Source organism: Prescottella equi (assembly GCF_002094305.1).
GTDB lineage: Bacteria > Actinomycetota > Actinomycetes > Mycobacteriales > Mycobacteriaceae > Prescottella > Prescottella equi.
The window spans coordinates 735,256-755,376 of the sequence record NZ_LWTX01000002.1; the positions used below are offsets into that span (position 1 = coordinate 735,256).

Annotated in this window: 21 protein-coding genes; 13 read left to right on the forward strand and 8 right to left on the reverse strand. The window is 68.7% G+C overall.

Translation table 11 applies throughout. The features are described 5' to 3' along the window. Nucleotides 1-233 precede the first annotated feature (233 nt). A complete protein-coding gene (locus tag A6I89_RS09010) occupies nucleotides 234-521 on the reverse strand; it encodes a DUF2277 domain-containing protein (RefSeq protein WP_022594078.1) in 288 nt (95 codons plus the stop codon). A 104-nt stretch (nucleotides 522-625) separates the two neighbouring features. On the opposite strand from A6I89_RS09010, the gene A6I89_RS09015 reads away from it, so the two are divergent. From A6I89_RS09015 to A6I89_RS09030, 4 genes are all read left to right on the forward strand, one after another. Continuing rightward, a complete protein-coding gene (locus A6I89_RS09015; RefSeq protein ID WP_022594076.1) occupies nucleotides 626-2,029 on the forward strand; it encodes a cytochrome P450 in 1,404 nt (467 codons plus the stop codon). A gap of 93 nt (nucleotides 2,030-2,122) precedes the next feature. After that, a complete protein-coding gene (locus A6I89_RS09020; RefSeq protein WP_022594075.1) occupies nucleotides 2,123-3,034 on the forward strand; it encodes a bile acid:sodium symporter family protein in 912 nt (303 codons plus the stop codon). Nucleotides 3,035-3,127: 93 nt separating this feature from the next. Next, complete coding sequence (locus A6I89_RS09025) at nucleotides 3,128-4,207, forward strand: alpha/beta fold hydrolase (protein WP_022594073.1); 1,080 nt, start codon at nucleotides 3,128-3,130, stop codon at nucleotides 4,205-4,207. A 98-nt stretch (nucleotides 4,208-4,305) separates the two neighbouring features. Beyond that, on the forward strand, nucleotides 4,306-5,001 hold the full coding sequence (locus tag A6I89_RS09030) for a class I SAM-dependent methyltransferase (protein ID WP_022594072.1): 696 nt from the start codon (nucleotides 4,306-4,308) through the stop codon (nucleotides 4,999-5,001). 146 nt (nucleotides 5,002-5,147) lie between these two features. Here the strand turns inward: A6I89_RS09030 and A6I89_RS09035 are convergent, their stop codons facing one another. The 4 genes from A6I89_RS09035 to A6I89_RS09050 form a co-directional block, all read right to left on the reverse strand. Then, complete coding sequence (locus A6I89_RS09035; protein ID WP_005515575.1) at nucleotides 5,148-6,302, reverse strand: acetyl-CoA C-acetyltransferase; 1,155 nt, start codon at nucleotides 6,300-6,302, stop codon at nucleotides 5,148-5,150. A 19-nt stretch (nucleotides 6,303-6,321) separates the two neighbouring features. Further along, complete coding sequence (locus A6I89_RS09040) at nucleotides 6,322-6,945, reverse strand: TetR/AcrR family transcriptional regulator (RefSeq protein WP_022594071.1); 624 nt, start codon at nucleotides 6,943-6,945, stop codon at nucleotides 6,322-6,324. A gap of 144 nt (nucleotides 6,946-7,089) precedes the next feature. Continuing rightward, complete coding sequence (locus tag A6I89_RS09045) at nucleotides 7,090-7,899, reverse strand: SDR family oxidoreductase (protein WP_005515577.1); 810 nt, start codon at nucleotides 7,897-7,899, stop codon at nucleotides 7,090-7,092. After that, nucleotides 7,896-9,107, reverse strand: a complete 1,212-nt coding sequence (locus tag A6I89_RS09050; RefSeq protein ID WP_005515579.1) for an acyl-CoA dehydrogenase family protein — start codon at nucleotides 9,105-9,107, stop codon at nucleotides 7,896-7,898. The genes A6I89_RS09045 and A6I89_RS09050 overlap by 4 nt, the downstream gene beginning before the upstream one ends. Nucleotides 9,108-9,184: 77 nt before the next feature. On the opposite strand from A6I89_RS09050, the gene A6I89_RS09055 reads away from it, so the two are divergent. Genes A6I89_RS09055 through A6I89_RS09075 form a run of 5 tightly spaced genes read left to right on the forward strand, consistent with a single transcriptional unit; the run spans nucleotide 9,185 to nucleotide 14,895 of the window. Beyond that, entirely contained in the window at nucleotides 9,185-10,762 is a 1,578-nt protein-coding gene (locus A6I89_RS09055; protein ID WP_044990457.1) for a FadD3 family acyl-CoA ligase, read from the forward strand. Further along, entirely contained in the window at nucleotides 10,759-11,640 is an 882-nt protein-coding gene (locus A6I89_RS09060) for an enoyl-CoA hydratase (protein WP_022594069.1), read from the forward strand. The genes A6I89_RS09055 and A6I89_RS09060 overlap by 4 nt, the downstream gene beginning before the upstream one ends. Further along, nucleotides 11,640-12,779 carry an acyl-CoA dehydrogenase family protein gene (locus tag A6I89_RS09065; RefSeq protein WP_005515582.1) on the forward strand — a complete coding sequence of 380 codons (1,140 nt, stop codon included), beginning with the start codon at nucleotides 11,640-11,642 and terminating at the stop codon, nucleotides 12,777-12,779. The genes A6I89_RS09060 and A6I89_RS09065 overlap by 1 nt, the downstream gene beginning before the upstream one ends. Next, nucleotides 12,776-13,762 (forward strand): acyl-CoA dehydrogenase family protein, encoded by a 987-nt coding sequence (locus tag A6I89_RS09070; RefSeq protein ID WP_022594068.1) that lies wholly within the window; start codon nucleotides 12,776-12,778, stop codon nucleotides 13,760-13,762. The genes A6I89_RS09065 and A6I89_RS09070 overlap by 4 nt, the downstream gene beginning before the upstream one ends. Beyond that, on the forward strand, nucleotides 13,759-14,895 hold the full coding sequence (locus A6I89_RS09075; protein ID WP_022594067.1) for an acyl-CoA dehydrogenase family protein: 1,137 nt from the start codon (nucleotides 13,759-13,761) through the stop codon (nucleotides 14,893-14,895). The genes A6I89_RS09070 and A6I89_RS09075 overlap by 4 nt, the downstream gene beginning before the upstream one ends. A gap of 69 nt (nucleotides 14,896-14,964) precedes the next feature. Here the strand turns inward: A6I89_RS09075 and A6I89_RS09080 are convergent, their stop codons facing one another. From A6I89_RS09080 to A6I89_RS09090, 3 genes are all read right to left on the reverse strand, one after another. Further along, nucleotides 14,965-15,609 (reverse strand): ScbR family autoregulator-binding transcription factor, encoded by a 645-nt coding sequence (locus tag A6I89_RS09080; protein ID WP_005515586.1) that lies wholly within the window; start codon nucleotides 15,607-15,609, stop codon nucleotides 14,965-14,967. A 40-nt stretch (nucleotides 15,610-15,649) separates the two neighbouring features. Beyond that, nucleotides 15,650-16,513: an HAD family hydrolase gene (locus tag A6I89_RS09085; RefSeq protein WP_044990455.1), complete on the reverse strand. Its 864-nt coding sequence runs from the start codon at nucleotides 16,511-16,513 to the stop codon at nucleotides 15,650-15,652. A gap of 68 nt (nucleotides 16,514-16,581) precedes the next feature. Beyond that, complete coding sequence (locus tag A6I89_RS09090) at nucleotides 16,582-17,391, reverse strand: SDR family NAD(P)-dependent oxidoreductase (protein ID WP_022594063.1); 810 nt, start codon at nucleotides 17,389-17,391, stop codon at nucleotides 16,582-16,584. Nucleotides 17,392-17,507: 116 nt separating this feature from the next. Here A6I89_RS09090 and A6I89_RS09095 point away from each other — a divergent pair, with 116 nt between their 5' ends. The 4 genes from A6I89_RS09095 (at nucleotide 17,508) to A6I89_RS25090 (ending at nucleotide 20,100) form a co-directional block, all read left to right on the forward strand. Next, nucleotides 17,508-18,014: a nuclear transport factor 2 family protein gene (locus A6I89_RS09095; protein WP_037084619.1), complete on the forward strand. Its 507-nt coding sequence runs from the start codon at nucleotides 17,508-17,510 to the stop codon at nucleotides 18,012-18,014. A 40-nt stretch (nucleotides 18,015-18,054) separates the two neighbouring features. Further along, complete coding sequence (locus A6I89_RS09100; RefSeq protein ID WP_013414854.1) at nucleotides 18,055-18,930, forward strand: aldo/keto reductase; 876 nt, start codon at nucleotides 18,055-18,057, stop codon at nucleotides 18,928-18,930. A gap of 93 nt (nucleotides 18,931-19,023) precedes the next feature. Continuing rightward, entirely contained in the window at nucleotides 19,024-19,452 is a 429-nt protein-coding gene (locus tag A6I89_RS09105; RefSeq protein WP_005515594.1) for a cupin domain-containing protein, read from the forward strand. Between the two features lie 147 nt (nucleotides 19,453-19,599). After that, nucleotides 19,600-20,100 carry a DUF222 domain-containing protein gene (locus tag A6I89_RS25090; protein WP_157349023.1) on the forward strand — a complete coding sequence of 167 codons (501 nt, stop codon included), beginning with the start codon at nucleotides 19,600-19,602 and terminating at the stop codon, nucleotides 20,098-20,100. Nucleotides 20,101-20,121 lie beyond the last annotated feature (21 nt).

The window sequence follows — 20,121 nt, forward strand, 5'->3', positions numbered from 1 at the left end:
CACGGACGCGGTGAACGCCGATGCCTCGGTCTGGAATGCCCGGAATGCAAGCGATGTGAGGGCAGCACTGCCCGCCACGACTCGAAAGCGCGCACACCGATGCGCGCTCATCCCCCTCGGCAACCTGCCGCCCCCATCACGAACGTCCCCCGCCGATCCGGTTCCCCCCGGTCGGTGCTTGGTCAGCCCGCAGAGTAACAGCAGGGGCCGACCGGCACCGCACGACCCTGGAGTCAGGATCCGACGGTGGCTTCCTCCGCCGCGGCCATGCGCGCACGCACCTCGGGCCGGCGCAGCGGCGGGACCGTCTTGGGAGGCTGCCGACGTGGCGGCAGCGCGGCGAGCAGTTCCATCGTCGTCGCGGTGACCTCTTCGACGGCGTTCTCGAACGCGTCGCGGTTGGCGTCGGACAGCTTGTGGACGCCACTGATCTTGCGGACGTACTGGCGCGCGGCAGCCTCGATCTCCTCGGCGGTGGCAGCCGGTTCGAGCCCGCGCAACTCGGTGATGTTTCGGCACATGCCTCGAACGGTAATCCCGCGCCGGCACCCCCGAAAGGGTGTCGGGTAGCGAACATAGGGCGTACTTTCGGTACCACACACCGGACCGGCACCGCGGGGGAACGATGCGCGTCGTAGAGAAGTCGAGCACCACAACCGTGTCCGTCCCGCATCCGCCCGGGCGTCTGCCCCTCGTGGGCGACGTCCTGGGGGTCTCTCTGCACACCCCGGTGCAGGACTCGATGCGACTCGAACGGCAGCTGGGCCCGATCTTCGAACGCAAGGCGCTGGGGCACCGGTTCGTGTTCGTGTCGGGTGCCGACATGGTCGCGGAACTGTCCGACGAGTCCCGCTTCGCCAAGAACGTCGCCCCCGGAATCGCCGAGTTGCGGGGAATCGGCGGCGACGGCCTGTTCACCGCATACAACGAGGAGCCCAACTGGGCTCGCGCACACAACCTGCTGCGTCCGGCGTTCACGCAGGCGGCGATGCGCTCGTACCACGACATCATGGTGGCGGTGGCCGGCGAACTCGCCGAGCACTGGGACACCCACGACGACGGGGCGCAGGTGGATGTGTCGTCGGACATGACGAAGCTGACGCTCGAGACCATCGGCCGGGCGGGGTTCAGCTATTCGTTCGATTCGTTTCGCAGGGAGCGGCCGCACCCGTTCGTCGAGGCAATGGTCCGCGCGCTCACCCACGCCCAGCGGCGCACGTTCCGGAAAGTGCCGCTCGTGTCGAAGTTGCTGTACCGCAAGTCCGATCGGCAGAACGAACAGGACACCGCGTATCTCGCACAGGTGGTCGACGAGGTGATCCGGCAGCGCCGCGACAGCGACGCGGAGGGGCCCGAGGATCTGCTGGAGATCATGCTGCGGGCGGCGCGCGAAGAGGACCCGAATCGTCTGGACGAGGTGAACATTCGGAATCAGGTCGTGACTTTCCTGGTTGCCGGCCACGAAACGACTTCGGGCGCCTTGTCGTTCGCGCTCCACTATCTGGCGCAGCATCCGGAGATACTGGCGAAGGCGCGGGCCGAGGTCGACGCGGTGTGGGGTGACGGAACCCCGACCTTCGAGCAGGTGGCGAAGCTACGCTACGTCCGCCGTGTCCTGGACGAGACGCTGCGCCTGTGGCCGACGGCGCCCGCCTACGCGCGCGAGGCGCGGGAGGACACGGTACTCGCGAACCGGTATCCGATGCGGGCCGGCGAGTGGGTACTCGTCCTCATCCCGTCACTGCACCGCGACCCCGCGTGGGGCTCCGACCCCGAGAGATTCGACCCGGACCGCTTCGCTCCCGAGCGTGTTCGCGGCCGCGCCCCACACATCTACAAACCGTTCGGGACCGGCGAACGAGCCTGTATCGGACGCCAGTTCGCGATCCACGAGGCCGTCCTCGTCCTCGGCACGATCCTGCGGCGCTACGACTTCACCGCCGACCCCGACTACCAGCTCCGCATCCAGGAGCGTCTGACGCTCATGCCGGTCGGCTTCACACTGTCGCTGCGCCGGCGTCGGATCTGACGACGGAGAACATATTCCGGCATTTCGGCCATTCCCCTGCGTCATTGCCGCTACCGTGCGCGTCACACCCGCAGACGAGGAACGGCGAACGACATGGACTCTCCCCTGGCCACCGTGGCACTACCGGCGGCGCTCGCGATCATCATGTTCGGCCTGGGTCTGTCGCTGACGACCGCGGACTTCGCTCGCGTCGCACGACATCCGCGCGTCGTGACCATCGCACTCGCCTGCCAACTGCTGATACTGCCTGCCATCGCCTTCGGCCTGGTGCTCCTGTTCGACCTGCCACCGCTCCTGGCGGTCGGCATGATGGTTCTCGCCGCCTCCCCCGGCGGCACCACCGCGAACCTCTTCAGCCACCTCTACCGCGGCGATGTCGCCCTCAATATCACTCTGACGGCGGTCAATTCGGTGATCGCGGTGGTCACGTTGCCCATTGTCACCAACTTCGCCCTCGGCTACTTCGATCCCGATACGGGAACCTCGATGGGGCTGCAGTTCGGCAAGGTGCTGCAGGTGTTCGCAATCGTGTTGATCCCGGTCGCGGTCGGCATGTTCGTGCGTGCCCGGTGGACCGATTTCGCACACCGCATGGACAAGCCCGTGCGAATCGCGTCGGCCGTCGTGCTGGTGCTCGTCATCATCGGCACCATCGCCGCCGAGAACGAGAACGTGGGCAGCTACCTCGCCGACGTCGGACTGATCACCACGCTGTTCTGCCTTGCGAGCCTCGCCGTCGGCTACTGGGTTCCGAAGGTACTCGGCGCGGGCAGGCGGCAGTCCATCGCGTGTTCGATGGAGATCGGTGTCCACAACAGCACTCTCGCCATCGCGATCTCGATCAGCGTCCTCGACAGCGTCGACATCGCGATCCCGGGCGCGGTCTACGGCGTCGTGATGTTCCCCCTCGCCGCGGCCGTCGGCTGGCTGATCAGCCGGGGCACGCCGGCCGCGACGACCGAGACGGCCCAGGAGCGAACCGAGCGGGCTGCCGAAAACAGTTGAGTCGGCACCTGGGCCGATGCCGGACGCGACGGCCGCGGCTCGGACGCTCGGGCATGATGGTGTGAGGTAGAGAGCTCGAGCTGGAGGCCCGTCATGGGTCAACCGTCCGCGCGGGATACGCGCCGTCCGGTCCGCTTCTTCACGGCGCCGACCGGTGCGCGGATCGCCTACGCCCACACCGGCCGAGGGAAGCCGCTCCTGGTCCCGGCGGCATGGATCAGCCACCTCGAGTTGCTGTGGCAGGACCGCGCCTACCGCGACTTCTTCATACCGCTGTCGGCGGTTCGCACCGTCGTCCAATACGACCGGCCCGGCTGCGGGCTGTCCGATCAGATGCCGGGGCCCGCGGGCCTGGCGGCCGATCTGACGCTGCTCGAGGCTCTGGCCGACCACCTGGGTCTGGAACGCTTCGATCTGCTGGGCATCTCCCTGGGCGCGCCGGTGTCGATCGCCTTCGCGGCACGGTTCCCGCAGCGGGTCGACCGGCTGATCCTGTACGGCGGTTACGCCGACGGCTCGGACGTCGCCGCGCCGGGGGTTCGCACCGCCGTGCTGGGCATGATCCGAGCGCACTGGGGGCTGGGCTCGGAGATGCTTGCCGACATCTTCATGCCGGACGCCGATGCCGCGACCAGGGCGCTGTTCACTCGGCTGCAGAAGGAGGCCGCACCAGCCGAACTGGCCGCCGACCTGCTCGCGCAGTGCTACGAGATCGACGTGACCGACCTGCTCGACCGGGTCGGCGCCCCGACGCTCGTCGTACACCGGCGCGGCGACCGGGCGATCCCCTACCGCGCGGGCCGCGCACTGGCTGCACGAATCCCCGGCGCGCGGCTGATTTCGCTGCCCGGCCGCAGCCACTTCCCGCACGTCGGCGACGCCGCCGCCGTCGTGCACGCGATGCTCGAATTCCTGGGGCACGGAACCACCGCGCCTCCCCCGGAACCGCCGGACGCGCTGACCGCGCGGCAACTGCAGGTGGCGGCGCTCGTCGCGGAGGGCATGACCAACCGGCAGATCGCGCAGCGGCTGGGCATCGAGGAGCGCTCCGCCGAGGGACACGTCGAGCGCATCCGGCTCCGGCTCGGGGTCTCGTCCCGCGCCCAGGTCGCCGCCTGGTGGGCCCGGAGCGTCTCGGCCGGCCCGGCTCCCGACGTCGAGGTACCGGATTGAGGTACCGGCAGGGGTAGTTCCCTCCTATCCGCGGCGGTGCCGCTCCGCGAGGCTCGTAGTCACATCGACCGACGCGAATCTCGAAAGGAGCGCAAGCGATGGCCAGCCACGATGTGATGTCCCGCGAACCCGAGGAGTCGGCGCCGACCGCGCCCGGCGCCTTCCGGTTCCATCCGCTCCGCGGGCCGTTCAACGCCCTGTTCTTCAGCGCCCTCGACCGATATCTGGATCACCTGCTGCGACCGCACAAACAGTCCCTCTTCGACGACCTGCCACGGACAGTCGTCGAACTGGGGCCCGGGGTCGGGGCCAACCTGCGTTACCTCCGCGCCGGCACCCGGCTGATCGGCGTCGAGCCGAACCCGGCGATGCACGATCGCCTGCGTGCGCGGGCCGCGCGTGCCGGGGTCGATCTGGAACTGCACACCACCGGTGCCGAACGGCTCGATCTGCCCGACGCATCGGTGGACGCGGTGATCTCCAGCCTCGTGCTCTGCACCGTGGCCGACCCCGCCGCCGTCCTCGCCGAGGTGTACCGGGTCCTACGTCCCGGCGGACGCTACGCGTTCCTCGAGCACGTCGCCGCGCCCGACGGCACCTCGCTGCGCCGTCTGCAGCGGGCCGCACGCAGGCCGTGGGCTTGGACCTTCGAGGGTTGCTCCTGCGAGCGCGACCTGCAGGCCGTGGTCGAGGCCGCCGGATTCACCGAGACGGCCATCGAGGCCTACCGCCTGCGCTCGCCCTTCCTGCCCGTCAACACCCAGATCGCCGGCGTCGCCCGCAAACGCCCCTGAGGCCGCCCCAGCAACCGCGTTTTGCGCACTTGTCGCACTCCGCCGGGCATCCGAGTCGCGACAAGTGCGCAAAACGCGGGGGGACGGGGACGGCGAATGCCCTGCCGATTCACTGGGAACCGGCAGGGCATTCGTGAGCGGGAGGACTAGTCCTGGATGCGCTCGATGATCGTGACGTTGGCGGTGCCGCCGCCCTCGCAGATGGTGAGCAGGCCGTAACGGCCGTTGCGACGCTCGAGCTCGTTGAGCAGCGTCGCCATCAGCTTGGTGCCCGTCGCACCCAGCGGGTGGCCGAGGGCGATCGCGCCGCCGTTGACGTTGACCTTGGCCGGGTCGGCACCGAGCTCCTTGATCCACGCGAGGACGACCGGCGCGAACGCCTCGTTGATCTCGACGAGGTCGATGTCGTCGAGGGTCAGGCCCGTCTTCTCCAGCGCGTGCTGGGTCGCCGGGATCGGCGCGCTCAGCATGAAGATCGGGTCGTCGCCGCGGGCGCTCATGTGGTGGATGCGGGCGCGCGGCTTCAGGCCGTACTTCTGCACGGCCTCCTCCGACGCCAGCAGCAGCGCGCTCGAACCGTCGGAGATCTGGCTGGCGACGGCAGCGGTCAGGCGTCCACCCTCGACCAGCACGTTGAGGCTCGCCATCTTCTCGAGGCTGGTCTCGCGCGGGCCCTCGTCGGTGGTGACGTCACCGAAGGGAACGATCTCGTTCTCGAAGCGGCCCTCGGCGATCGCGGCCTTGGCGCGCTCGTGGCTCTGCAGAGCCCACTTCTCGAGCTCTTCGCGGCTGATGTCCCACTTGTCGGCGATCATCTCGGCGCCGCGGAACTGCGACACCTCCTCGTCGCCGTAGCGCTCGGCCCAACCCTTGGACTCGGCGGTCGGCGTGCTGAAGCCGTACTGCTCACCGACGATCATGGCGGCCGAGATCGGGATCTGGCTCATGTTCTGGACGCCGCCGGCGATGATCAGGTCGGCGGTGCCGGCCAGGATGGCCTGCGCGCCGAACTGGATGGCCTGCTGGCTCGACCCGCACTGGCGGTCGACCGTCACACCGGGCACGTGCTGCGGCAGGCCCGCGGCCAGCCACGACAGGCGCGCGATGTTGCCGGCCTGGCCACCGATCGCGTCGACGCAACCGAACACGACGTCGTCGACGTTCGACGGGTCGATACCGGTGCGCTCGACGAGCGCCTTGATGATGTGCGCGCCCAGGTCGATCGGATGAACGGGGGCCAGGCCACCGTTCTTCTTGCCGATCGGGGTACGGATGGCGTCGACGATGTAAACCTCGGGCATGAACAGCTCCTGGGTCGGATTACTTGTGGGAGTCGGGGCTGGCAAGCCCGTCCAGAACGATGGAGAGGTACTGCTTGGCGACGGCCTCGGCGGTGAGCGGGCCGCCCGGCCGGTACCAGCGCACGGCCACCCAGACCGTGTCGCGCATGAAACGGAAGACGATCTCGACGTCGAGGTCCTGACGGAAGCTGCCGTCGGCGACACCGGCCTCGAGCACCCCGACCCACAGGTCGCGGAACTCCTGGTTACGCTCGGCGAGGTACGCGAACCGCTCGTTGGACGCGAGGTGCTTGACCTCGTCCTGGTAGATCGCGACCGCACTGTGCGAGGCGTCGATGGCCTCGAACGACGCGATCACGAGAGCCTCGAACGTCTCGCGCGAGCCCATGCCGGCGGCGACGATCTCGCGGTAGCGGCCGAACAGGTCGTCCTGGAAGCCGCGCAGGATCTCGTCGACCATCGACTCCTTGGAGTCGAAGTGGTGGTAGAGGCTGCCGGAGAGGATGCCCGCCGCGTCGGCGATGTCGCGCACGGTCGTGGCCCGCAGGCCGCGTTCGGCGAACAGGCCCGCAGCGAGTTCGAGGAGCTCGGCGCGGCGCCCGGACTTGTTCGAAGACTCGTCGGCGCCTCGGGGTGGAGTCATGCCGGACATCCTACCAACCAAGCGATTGCTAGGGTATCGGCGCATTTCGCCCAGCGGACACTCCTGTGCCGCGGCCGAATGTCACATCGGTGCAGTCGGACTGCACCGATGTGACATTCGGCCACCACGAGCACGGAAGGTTACCTACGCGCGCTGGCTCGAGACCGAGACGATCTCGCCGGTCATGTAGGTGGTGTAGTCGCTCGCGAGCATCGCGATCACCGACGCGATCTCCCACACCTCGGCCGCGCGGCCGTAGGCCTCACGCGACGCCAGGTTGTCGAGCAGCTCGTCGCTGGTGACCTTCGCCAGGAAGGGGTGCTTGGCGATGGACGGCGACACCGCATTGATGCGGACACCGAACTCGGCGGCCTCGATCGCGGAGCAGCGGGTGAGCGCCATGACGCCGGCCTTGGCCGCCGCATAGTGCGACTGCGAGTGCTGCGCACGCCAACCCAGGACGGAGGCGTTGTTCACGATGACGCCGCCGTGTGGGGCCTCCTTGAAGTAACGCAGCGCGGCGCGGGTGGCGCGGAAGGTGCTCGTCAGCGTGATGTCGACGACGCGGTCCCACTGCTCGTCGGTCATGTCGACGATCGGGGTCTCGCCGCCCAGGCCTGCATTGTTGACCAGAACGTCGATGCGGCCCAGCTTCTCCGCAGCGCCGACGATCAGCGCGTCGACCTGCTCGGTGCTCGAGACGTCGCAGACGAACGACTCGACCTGCTGGCTGCCGAACTCGGCCGACAGCTTCTCGACGGTCTCACCGAGACGACGCTCGTGGAAGTCCGAGACCAGGACGTCGGCGCCCTCGAGCAGCGCGCGGCGCGCGGTCGAGAAACCGATGCCGGTGCCGGCCGCGGCGGTCACGACGATCTTCTTGCCCTTGAGCAGGTCGTGGCCCGCGACCTCTTCGGGAGCGACGGCGAGCGGGGACTTGATGGTGGCGGTCACGGGCGTGCCTCTCGGGGAAGGCCGAGCACACGCTCGGCGATGATGTTGCGCTGGATCTCGTTGGATCCGCCGTAGATGGTGTCGGCGCGCGTAAACAGCCACAGGCGCTGCAGGTCGTTCAGCTCCTCGCCGGGCTCGGTGTTCTCCACACCGATCAGCGACGCGGCGCCCTGGACCTCCATCGCGAGCTCGCCGAGCCCGCGGTGCCAGTTGGCCCACAGCAGCTTCGCGACGGACGCCTCGCCGCCGTTGGCACTGGCGTCGACGCTCGCGAGCGTGCGCAGCGCGTGGGCACGGATGACCTGCAGGCTCGTCCACGCGCGGGAGATCTTGTTGCGGATCGCCGGATTCTCGGCGGCACCGTTGCGCTCGGCCAGTTCGACGATCGACTCGAGCTCACGGGCGAAGCCGATCTGCTGCCCCAGGGTCGAGACGCCGCGCTCGAAGGTGAGCGTGCCCATCGCGGTGCCCCAGCCGTTGCCCTCGCCACCGACGACCAGGTCGGCGTCGGTGCGGGCGTTGTCGAAGAACACCTCGTTGAACTCGGAGGTGCCGGTGAGCTGGATGATCGGGCGGACCTCGACACCCTCCTGGTTCATGGGAACCAGCAGGTACGACAGACCCTTGTGGCGCGACGAGCCCGGCTCGGTGCGCGCGACGACGAAGCACCAGTCGGCGAGGTGCGCGAGCGACGTCCAAACCTTCTGGCCGTTGACCACCCACTGGTCGCCGTCGAGTCGCGCCGTGGTCGACACGTTGGCGAGGTCGGAGCCGGCGCCCGGCTCGGAGTAACCCTGGCACCACAGCTCGGTGACGGTCTTGATGCCCGGCAGGAAGCGCTGCTTCTGCTCCTCGGTGCCGAACGCGATCAGCGTCGGGCCGAGCAGCTCCTCACCGATGTGACTCACGCGCGCAGGCGCATTCGCGCGCGCGTACTCCTGATGGAAGATGATCTGCTGGCTCAGCGTCGCCTCGCGACCGCCGTACTCCTTCGGCCACCCGAGGCAGGTCCAGCCGGCGGCAGCCAGGTGACGGTCCCACTCGAGGCGTTCCTCGAACGCCTCGTGTTCACGTCCCGGCCCGCCGAGGCCCTTCAGCTCGGCAAACTTCCCGGAGAGGTTCTCTTCGAGCCATTCGCGAATTTCCCGCGCAAAGGCCTCGTCAGCAGCTGCCTGCTCGCTGGTCTCAATACCCTGGCTAACGTCCACAGCGATACGGTACCCTACCAAGCACTTGCTTTGTATAGAGGTTCCGCCTCGCCTTAGGAGAGATTGTGAGCACGAATGTGACCACCGAGCCCCGGACGACCCCGGCCGCGCTGTGGCGCGCCGTTGAACAATTCGGATCGAACGAGGCTGTTGCGGACGGATCCGACCGCACCACTTACACCGAACTGCTGGAGCGTGTGCGCCTCGCCGCCCGCGCACTGATGGCCAAGGGCGTCGAAGCGGGCGACCGCGTCGCCGTCTGGGCACCCAATACCCACCACTGGATCGAGGCTTTCCTCGCCGCGCAGTACGCCGGCGCGACGCTGGTGCCGATCAGCACCCGCTACACCGGGCACGAGGCCCTGGACCTGCTCGAGCGCACCCGCGCCAAGGTCCTGGTCGTGCCGGACCGGTTCCTCAAGAACGACCGTCTCGCCGACGTCCTCAAGGCCGCCGGCCCGGGCGGCATCCCGTCGCTGCAGCTCGTACTCCGCACGCCGTCGGACGACCCGACCTCCGGCGCCCCCACCACCGAGTTCCCCGGCGGCGAGATCCTCGAATGGGATCAGCTCGCCGCCGCAGCCGAGCCGGTTTCCGTGGAGGAGGCCGACGCTCGCGCCCGCGCCGTCTCCCCCGACGACGTCGCCGACATCCTGTTCACGTCCGGCACCACCGGCAAGAGCAAGGGCGTCATGACCGCGCACCGCCAGACCGTCGGTATCGCCGACGCGTGGGCCGACTGCGCCGAGGTCGACGAGAACGACCGCTACCTGGTCATCAACCCGTTCTTCCACACTTTCGGCTACAAGGCCGGTCTCATGGTGTGCATCCTGCGCGGCGCCACGATGGTGCCCGCCGCCGTCTTCGACGTCCCCACGATCATGACGACGATCGCGAACGAGAAGATCAGTGTCCTGCCGGGCGCCCCGACGATCCACCAGACGATCCTCGACTTCCCGACCCGCGACGAGTACGACCTGTCGAGCCTGCGCGTCGCGATCACCGGCGCGGCCGCGATTCCGGTGGTGCTGGTGGAGCGGATGCAGGCCGAACTCGGCTACGACGCCGTCATCACCGCCTACGGCCAGACCGAGGCCGTCGTGGTGACGATGTGCCGCACCGACGACGACCCGGTCACGGTCGCCACCTCGTCCGGACGGGCGATCCCCGGCATGGAGGTCAAGATCGGCGAGCACGGGGAGATCCTGGTGCGCGGCGATAACGTCATGCTCGGTTACCTCGACGACCCGGAGTCGACGAAGAAGACCATCGACGCCGACGGCTGGCTGCACACCGGCGACGTGGGCGTGCTCGACGAGCGTGGCTACCTCGACATCACCGACCGCCTCAAGGACATGTACATCTCCAACGGGTTCAACGTGTACCCCGCCGAGATCGAGAATGCGCTGGCGCGAATGGATTCCATCGTCGAGGCGGCCGTCATCGGTATCCCGGACGAGCGGGCCGGCGAGGTCGGCCGCGCGTACATCGTGCCGAAGGCCGGCGTCGAGGTGACCGCGGAGGACGTCATCGCGTTCTGCAAGGAGCGTCTGGCGAACTTCAAGATTCCGCGCGAGGTGAAGATCGTCGGCGCGCTTCCGCGCAACCCGTCGGGCAAGGTGCTCAAGAACGATCTGCGAGAGGGCAAGGCATGACCGTCCCCCACGACGTTCCCGGTGGGGGCGAGCTTCCCGACGAGGGAGAGGTCGTCACCTACGAGGTGCGGGATCACGTCGCGTTCGTGACGTTGAACCGCCCCGACTACCGCAACGCCCAGAACTCGGTGATGACGTACGCCCTCGACGCCGCGTTCGAGCGGGCCGTCGAGGACGACGACGTGAAGGTGATCGTGCTGGCCGGTAACGGCGAGCATTTCAGCGCCGGCCACGACATCGGCACGCCCGGCCGCGACCACCACGTGCACTACGAGAACAAGGCCGCGCTGTGGTGGGACCACCTCGGCAAGGCGGGCGGCGACCAGCGTTTCGCGCGCGAGACCGAGGTCTACCTGGGCATGTGCCGTCGGTGGCGGGAGATTCCGAAGCCGATGATCGCGCAGATCCACGGGGCCTGCATCGCCGGTGGCCTCATGCTCGCGTGGTGCTGCGACCTGATCGTCGCGTCGGAAGATGCGTACTTCTCGGATCCCGTTGTCCGCATGGGTGTTCCGGGTGTCGAGTACTTCGCACATCCGTGGGTGCTGGGATCGCGGTTCGCGAAGGAGATCCTCTTCACGGGCGATCGCTTCTCCGCGCAGCGCGCCTACGAGGTGGGCATGGTCAACCGGGTGGTGCCGCGTGCCGACCTCGAGACCGAGACCCTGGCGCTGGCCGCCCGCGTCGCGGAGATGCCGCGGTTCGGCCTGGCGCTCACCAAGAAGGCCGTCAACCAGTGCGAGGACCTCATGGGACAGCGCGCAGGTATCGATTCGGTGTTCGGCCTGCATCACTTCGCCCACGCGCACAACGCCGAGGTGGGCAGGGACTCGCTGGGTGGAATGGACGTCAACAGTATGAAAGCGAAGGCGAAATAGTGGATCTCGAACTGGATGAAAAGGCCCGCGCCTTCCAGCTGGAAGTGCGCGAATGGCTCGCGGCCAACGTCCCGGCGGAACCGCTGCCGTCGATGGACACCGCGGAGGGCTTCGAGGCCCACCGCGAGTGGGAGCACAAGCTCGCCGACGCACGCCTGTCGACGGTCGCGTGGCCGGCGGAGTACGGCGGCCGCGACGCGTCGATGATCGAGTGGGTTCTCTTCGAGGAGGAGTACTACAAGGCCGGTGCGCCCGGGCGCGTCAGCCAGAACGGCATCTTCCTGTTCGCGCCGACGCTCTTCGAGCACGGCACCGAGGAGCAGCTCGCGCGCATCATGCCGCGCATGTCCCGCGCCGACGACATCTGGGCTCAGGCCTGGTCGGAGCCGGAGGCCGGTAGCGACCTGGCGGGCATCCGGTCGACGGCCCGCCGCACCGAGGGCGGCTGGATCCTCAACGGTCAGAAGACCTGGAGCTCGCGCGCCGTGTACGCGGACTGGGGCTTCGGCATGTTCCGCACCGACCCGGAGGCGCAGCGCCACAAGGGCCTGACGTACTTCATGTTCCCGCTGAACCAGGACGGCGTCACCGTGCGCGCCATCCCGCAGCTGGACGGCGAGCCCGGCTTCGCGGAGATCTTCTTCGAGGACGTCTTCGTCCCGGACACCGACGTCGTCGGTGAGGTGAACAACGGCTGGCGCGTCGCGATGAGCACCGCGTCCAACGAGCGTGGCCTGTCCCTGCGCAGCCCGGGCCGCTTCATCTCCGCGGTGAACCGCCTGATCGAGGTGTGGAAGACCGAGACCGACCCCGCCGACACAGCGTCGCGGGACCGCGTGGTCGACGCCTGGATCGGCGCCGAGGCGTACCGCCTGCACACCTGGGGCACCGTCACCCGCATGCTCGAGGGTGTACCCCTCGGCGTCGAGGGCTCGATCAACAAGATCTTCTGGTCCGAGCTCGACGTCCGCATCCACGAGACGGCGCTCGACCTGATGGGCGCCGACGGCGAGCTCGCCGGCAAGTGGCAGGACGGGTACCTCTTCTCGCTGTCCGGCCCGATCTACGCCGGCACCAACGAAATTCAGCGCAACATCGTTGCCGAGCGGATGCTCGGACTCCCGAAGGCGGATCGATGAAATTCTCTCTGTCCACCGAGCAGCGCGATTTCGCGGAGAGCCTCCGCGGCCTGCTCGCCAACGCCAACACCCCGGCCGTCGTCCGGTCGTGGGGTGAGAACGACACCGCCGCCGGACTGGCCCTGCTGCAGCAGCTCGCCGAGACCGGTGTGACGGCGCTCGCCGTGCCGGAGGAGTTCGACGGTATCGGCGCGCACCCGGCCGACCTGGCCGTCGCGTTCATCGAGCTGGGCCGTGCCGCGGTTCCCGGCCCCGTCCTGGAGACGGCTGCCGCCGTCCCCGCACTGCTGTCGGCGCTGAACGACCAGCAGCTGGCCAAGCGCTTCCTGCCCGGTATCGCCGAGGGCAACCTCGCGTCGCTGGTCCTCGAGCCGTCCACGCCGCGTGCCCTCGACGCCGACGTCGCCGAGCCGGTGCTGCGGGTTTCCGGTGACACCCTCGAGTTGGTCCGCCCCACCACGCAGCTCGAGTCGGTCGACCCGGCCCGGCGCCTGTTCGAGGTCGAGTCGGTCGAGACGCTCGCGCAGGGTGCGGACGTGGCCGCCGCCGCGGAGAAGGCGTACGACCTCGCGGTGCTGGCCGCGTCGGCGCAGCTGATCGGCGCCGGCCACGCGATGATCGAGACCGCCACCGACTACGCCAAGAACCGTTCGCAGTTCGGTCGTGTGATCGGCAGCTTCCAGGCCGTCAAGCACCACATGTCCGACGCCCTGGTGGCCGTCGAGATGGCGACCCCGCTGGTGTACGGTGCGGCGATCTCCATCGCCGAGGGATCCGACACCATCGCCCGCGACGTGTCGGCCGCCAAGGTTGCTACCGCGAACGCCGCGTACGTGGCGTCGCGCAAGGCGCTGCAGGTCCACGGCGCGATCGGTTACACCCTCGAGTGCGACCTGTCGCTGTGGCTCACCAAGACGCGGGCCCTGCAGTCCGCGTGGGGCACCGCCTCGACCCACCGCGCACGGATTGCGAGCGCGCTGTGAGCGGGGTCGGAGTGTTCGCGGAGGAGCAGACCGAACTCCGCAAGACGGTTGCCCAGTTGCTGGCCAAGCGCGCCGACGCGGCCGCGCTGCGCAAGACGCTCGAGTCGGGCGAGGCTTTCGACCGCGGCCTGTGGGACGTGCTGTGTCAGCAGGTCGGTGTCGCGGCGCTCGCGATCCCCGAGGAGTTCGGCGGCTTCGGCGCCACCCTCGTCGAGCAGCACCTGGTGCTCGAGGAACTCGGCGCCGCGCTGACGCCGTCGCCGATGTTCGGCTCCGCGGTCCTCGCCGCGCAGGCGATCCTGGCGACCGGCAACGACGAGGCGTGCGAGCGCCTGCTGCCGGGCATCGCGGAGGGCTCGTCCATCGCGGCACTCTGCTGGGTGGGCCCCGAGGGCCACTGGCGCAGTGACGACGTCGCGTGCACGGCCGCCGGCAGCGACGCCGCCGGCTACACCGTGTCGGGCACCGCGCACTACGTGCTCGACGGCGCGCACGCCGACGTGCTCATCGTGGCCGCGGCCGTGGAAGGCTCGGACGGCGTCATCGGTTTGTTCGAGGTCGACCCGACCGCTGCCGGCGTCGCGCGCCGTCAGCTGCCGACGATGGACCTCACCCGCCCGATGTCGTTGGTGGAATTCGACTCCGCCCCGGCCGTGCGGCTCACCGCCGACGACGCGACCGCGGCGCTCGAGAAGGTCCGCACCATCGCGATCGTCGCGCTGTCCGCCGAGCAGGTCGGTGCCGCCGAGCGCTGCATGCAGATGACGGTGGACTACAGCAAGGACCGCGTCCAGTTCGGTCGCGCGATCGGCAGCTTCCAGGCGCTCAAGCACCGCATGGCGGACCTGTACTTCCTGGTGGAGACTGCCCGCTCGGCGTCGTACGCGGCCGTGCACTCGCTGAGCGAGGGTCTGCCGACGGCCGCCGCCGACGCGCTGGTCGCGAAGGCGTACTGCTCGGAGGCGTTCCTCGCGGTCACCGGTGACGCCATCCAGCTGCACGGTGGCATCGCGATCACGTGGGAGCACGACGCACACCTGTTCTTCAAGCGAGCCCACGGCAGCGCTCAGCTGCTGGGGCAGCCGGAAGAGTTCTTCAAGGAGATGGAGACGCTCGCGGGTCTGCCCGCCTGATCTGCCTCTCGATCGCCCGAGGGCCGGCCCGGAATCTTCCGGGCCGGCCCTCGGCGTACATCGGGTGGTTCAGTCCTCGGTCTGCGGGATCCAGCGCGCCTCGCGGATGCGCGCGGCCTTGTGCCGGCGTCGCGGCGCCATGATGCCGGGCAGGAGGAACGACAACATCTGGTCGATGCGCTCGTACAGATCCTCCCGTCCCGTGAGCACGTTGGAGACCATCTGCACGCCGGTGAAGGCACCGACGATGAAGCGGCCCAGCTCCTCCGGGACGACCGTGTCGACGATGTCGCCCTCCTCGATCCCGGCGCGCGCCACCAGCTCACAGGCATCGACCCAGTCCTCGTACGGCCTCTGTGGCCCGCCTTCGGCGCTCATCTCGAGGGTGAGCCGGATCCCGGCCCGCACGATCGTGTCCTCGAGCATCTGCCGGCCCATCTCGTAGCAGAGCATCACCAACTGGTCGAGTCCAGGCTCACCCGAGGAGGTGATCGCCTCGACGGCCTTCATCGAGATCGCGTGCTGCTCGTCGATGACCACACTCGCGAGGTCGTCCTTCGACTTGAAGTGGAAGTACAGCGCGCCCTTCGTGATACCGGACAACTCGACGATCTCGGCGAGGCTGGCCCGCTCGTATCCGACGCGGTCGAACATCTCCGCCGCACCGTTGACGATCTGCTGCCGCGTGATCACCGCCCGTTCCTGCCTGAGCATCAAGCCGCACCCTTCGTCTGACGTGTTCCGACGCAAAGCATCATTGCCGACGGAGGGGAATCCGACCAGAGTTATTTTCGACGAGCTCCTCTCGACCTGCCAATTCTTCGAGGTAGTGCGCGACACCGTCGTCGTCGTTGGAGGGCAACACCCGGCCGGCGAGGGCTCGCACCTCGGGTATCGCGTTCGCGGGACACAGCGCGGTACCGGCCCACGTCAGCATCGGGATGTCGTTGACGGCGTCACCGATGACCGCCACCTCGCCGACCGCGATGCCTCTCGCCGCACACAGTCGCGCGAGCGCACTGGCCTTCGACACCCCGGTCGCCGCCATCTCGACGTACGGGGCACCCGAGTGCGTCAGTTCGACGCCGTCCACCCCTGCCTCGACTGCGAGTCGGTACAGCTCCCGGCTGGGCACCTCCGGATGCCGGGCGACGATCTTGACCATCGGCTCCCCCACTCGCGGCAGTTGCTCCTCGAGAATCATCTCGTCGAGTGTCCGGTGGTGGTCGGCGTAGTCGCACAGGGCCGCGTACTCGGGTTCGGCCACGAACGTCGTCGGCCCGACGTTGGCGAACACCACGCCGGGTACGAGCGTGCGGACGCGGTCCATGGCGGCGAGCGCCTCGGCGACCTCGATCGAGACGGTGCCGGTGATCTCGGGCGTGCCGTCCGCGAGGTCCAGGGTGACCGCTCCGTTGGCGCAGATCGCCTCGCCGCGGAAACCGCACGACCGGGCCAGGGCGTCCACCGAGTGACGGGCCCGTGCCGTCGCCCACACCACCTCGATGCCGGCATCCCGCGCCGCGGCCATCGCCCGCGCCGTGCGCGGCGACACCATCCGGTCGGACCGCAGCAGGGTGCCGTCGAGATCGGAGGCCACCAGTCTGATTCGCGTCACATGTCGATGATCCCAGGCGGGCGATGCGGCGCGGCTGTGGCCTGGTGGCCAGTCGTGTCCGTGACCCCTCAACGCCCGAACACGGTGCCGCCGTTGAGGTGGATCACCTGAGCGTTCACCAGGCCCCCGGCCTCGCTGCACAGCCACAGGATCGCCGCACCGACGTCGGCACCGGTACCGAGTCGGCCGATCGGAATCCCGCGGATCATCTTCTGCACGGCGGGATCGTCGGCGCGCCCCAGCCCCTCCATCAACCCCAGCGCCAACGCGTTGGCAGTGACGCCGTGCGGTCCGCATTCCACGCCGAGGTGTCGGATCAGCGCCTCCGAGCCCGCCTTCGCGGCGCCGTACGCCCCGACGCCGATCGGCAGTCCGCGGGACGACGCTCCCGAGGAGATCTGGACGATGCGGCCCCACCCGTTCTCGATCTGGCGGGGCAGCACCGCCTGCACGATGCGCATCGTCGCCGCCAGGTTGAGGTCGATCTGCAGTTGCCAGTCGGCGGGTGGCATGTCGACGAACTTGTTCGGCCGGCCGCCGCCGTCGGGGACGCCGGCGTTGTGGACGAGGATGTCGACGTCGCCGACCTGCTCAGTCGTCCGGGCGAGCGCGTCGGCGGTGGCGTCGACCTTCGTGACATCGAACGGGCAGGCCACCGCCTGTCCACCGGCCTCCGTGATCGTCTCGGCCACCGACTCGGCGCGATCGGCATGGAGATCGTTGACCGCCACCGTCGCTCCCGCCGCGGCCAGGACGCGCGCGATACCGGCCCCGACGCCCCGGCCGGCACCGGTCACCAGGGCAGTGCGACCGCCCAGCCCGAACTGTTCCACACCGAGGTCCATCGCGTCCTCCGTCCACTCCGACAGTGAGCACATGGTGACAGTCCGTCGTTCTCAACGGGTTCCGACTCCCGGCGACCGGGATGTGCGGTGTGCGAACGAATTCCGTGGAATCGATCCACAGCGCCGCGTCGCTGTGTGATGCTCCGCGGATGACGGTCCGTTCCCCCGAAGAACTCGATGCGCTCGAGGACATCCGGCAGCTCAAGTACCGGTACTTCCGCACGCTCGACCTCAAACGCTGGGACGACTTCGCCGACGCACTCGCCGACGACGTCGTCGCCGAATACGGAACGCACGCCTTGAGCAGACCGCTGGTGTTCGAGAGCCGCGACGCCCTGGTGGGCTTCATGCGGAAGGCGCTCACCCCTGCGGTCACCTCGGTGCACTTCGCCCATCACCCCGAGATCACGGTCGTGGGATCCACCGCGGAAGGGTCGTGGGCGTTCGAGGACACCGTGATCATCCCGGAGCATCGGTGCCTGATCCGCGGCGCGGGCTACTACCGGGACGGCTATCGCCGCGACGACGACGGCCGCTGGCGGATCACCCGCACGTCGTACGAGCGGATCTACGAGTCGATGATCTCGCTCGACGATGTCCCGAGTTTCGAGTTCCTCGCGCACATGTGGGCACAGCCGCCGGCGAAGGGCGCCTGACTTCCCTGCAGCGGACCTCGAACGCTCCTAGCCTGGATCCATGACCACTCCCGAGATCACCCTGAATTCCGGAACAGTCATCCCCCAACTCGGCCTGGGCGTATGGCAGGCCACCAACGACGAGACCGAGCACGCGGTCCGTTTCGCGCTCGACGACGCCGGCTACCGGCACATCGACACCGCCGCGGCATACGGCAACGAGGAGGGCGTCGGCCGCGGCATCGCGAAGTCGGCCGTGCCCCGCGACGAGGTCTTCGTCACCACCAAGCTGTGGAACTCCGACCAGGGCTACGAACCCACGCTGGCCGCGTTCGACACGAGCCTGTCGCGCCTCGGGCTCGACTACGTCGACCTCTACCTGGTGCACTGGCCGCTGCAAGACCAGGACACCCGTCTGCGCACATGGGACGCGATGGAGAAGATCGCCGAATCCGGGCGGGCCAAGGCGGTGGGGGTGTGCAATTTCGAACCGCACCACCTCCAGGAACTGGTCGACCGTGGTGGCCTGCTCCCGGCCGTCGACCAGGTGGAACTGCACCCGCATCTCCCCCAGCACGCCATTCGCGACTTCGCCGCCCTCCACGGAATCGCGGTCGAGTCGTGGAGTCCCCTCGGCGGCACCAGCAACTCCGGATGGGGGGACGCGTCCAAGCCCAACACGCTGCTCGACGACCCGGTCATCACCCGTATCGGCGACGCGCACGGCAAGTCCCCCGCGCAGGTTCTCATCCGATGGCACCTGCAGAACGACCTCATCGTGATTCCGAAGTCCGTGCACGACAATCGCATCGCGCAGAACATCGACGTGTTCGATTTCGAACTGACCGAACAGGACCTGACCGACATCGCGACCCTCGACGACGGCGTGCGCGTCGGGTTCCATCCGGACGAGATGAACCTGGGCGCGCCGAGCTAGGCCGATCGCGGAAGATTCGCGAAAACGCCGCGGCTGCCGCCCACTTCCCGCACGATGGTCCCGCACCCAGACCGGTTCGGGGAAGGACCAGACATGCGCGCTCGCCACCGCTTCGCCCTCGCCGCCGTCTCCGCCGCGGTGGCCCTCGGCCTGGCCCCGGGGGTCGCCGCAGCCACCCCGAGCGAGGGCGTCACCGGCGAGATCATTGCGCAGGCCACCGTCGGCGACCAGGACTACATCCTCCGGAAGGTCACGATCGCACCGGGCGGCACCACCGGCTGGCACTTCCACGACGGCATGTTGTACGGCATCGTCACGGAAGGCACGCTGACGCACTACAAGTCCGACTGCACCACCGACGGCATCTACAACGTCGGCGGCACCATCGTCGAACCGAGTGGACACGGCTACGTCCACATGGGCCGCAACCTCGGTCCGGCCCCGATGGTCCTGCACGTGCTCTACGTGCTTCCGACGGGCAAGCCGATGTCGGAGGACGCACCCGCGCCGGGCTGCGCGTAGTCACCCGAGTCTGCCAGAGGGCTCCGCTACTATCGAAACTATGTTCGACTCGGTGGCGGCGGCAGGGGCGGTGGAGCGGATGCGTCCGCCGCACTCGCCGAGCAGCACGCCCGAATCGCCCGCGAGCAGTTCCGCGAGATCGATTGGGTGACGACCCTGTTCGTAATCCGCTGCGAGGAGGATGCGCGAGCGGGACGGAACGAGGCGCGCGGCGAGTTCGCGCACGTCGAGGTCGCCGGCGTCCTCGGGCTCACCGAATCCGCGGCACGACGCATGATCGATCTGGGGTGCGATCTGCGGTGGCGTCTGCACCAGGTCCGCGCCGAGTTTCGGGCCGGCCGGATCGACCTCGCGAAGGCTCATGCACTGTCCGAGGCACTGTCGAACGTCTCCGACGACAAGCTGGAGGACATCGAGCGCCGCCTGCTCGACGGCGCGGGCCGCTCGACCACCTCCAGGCTCGAGGAGCGCGCCCGACGGCTGATCGCCCGACTAGACCCGGATGGCGCACGGGAACGACGACTCCGAGCCGCCGACGACCGCGACGTCAGAGTAATCGCACACGATCCACGCACGCAGGCTCAACGCCGCCGACCCTCCTCGGGTTCGACGACGCGCCCGGCTACCTGTCCGGATACGGGGCCATAGACGCCGACCTCGCCCGCGAAC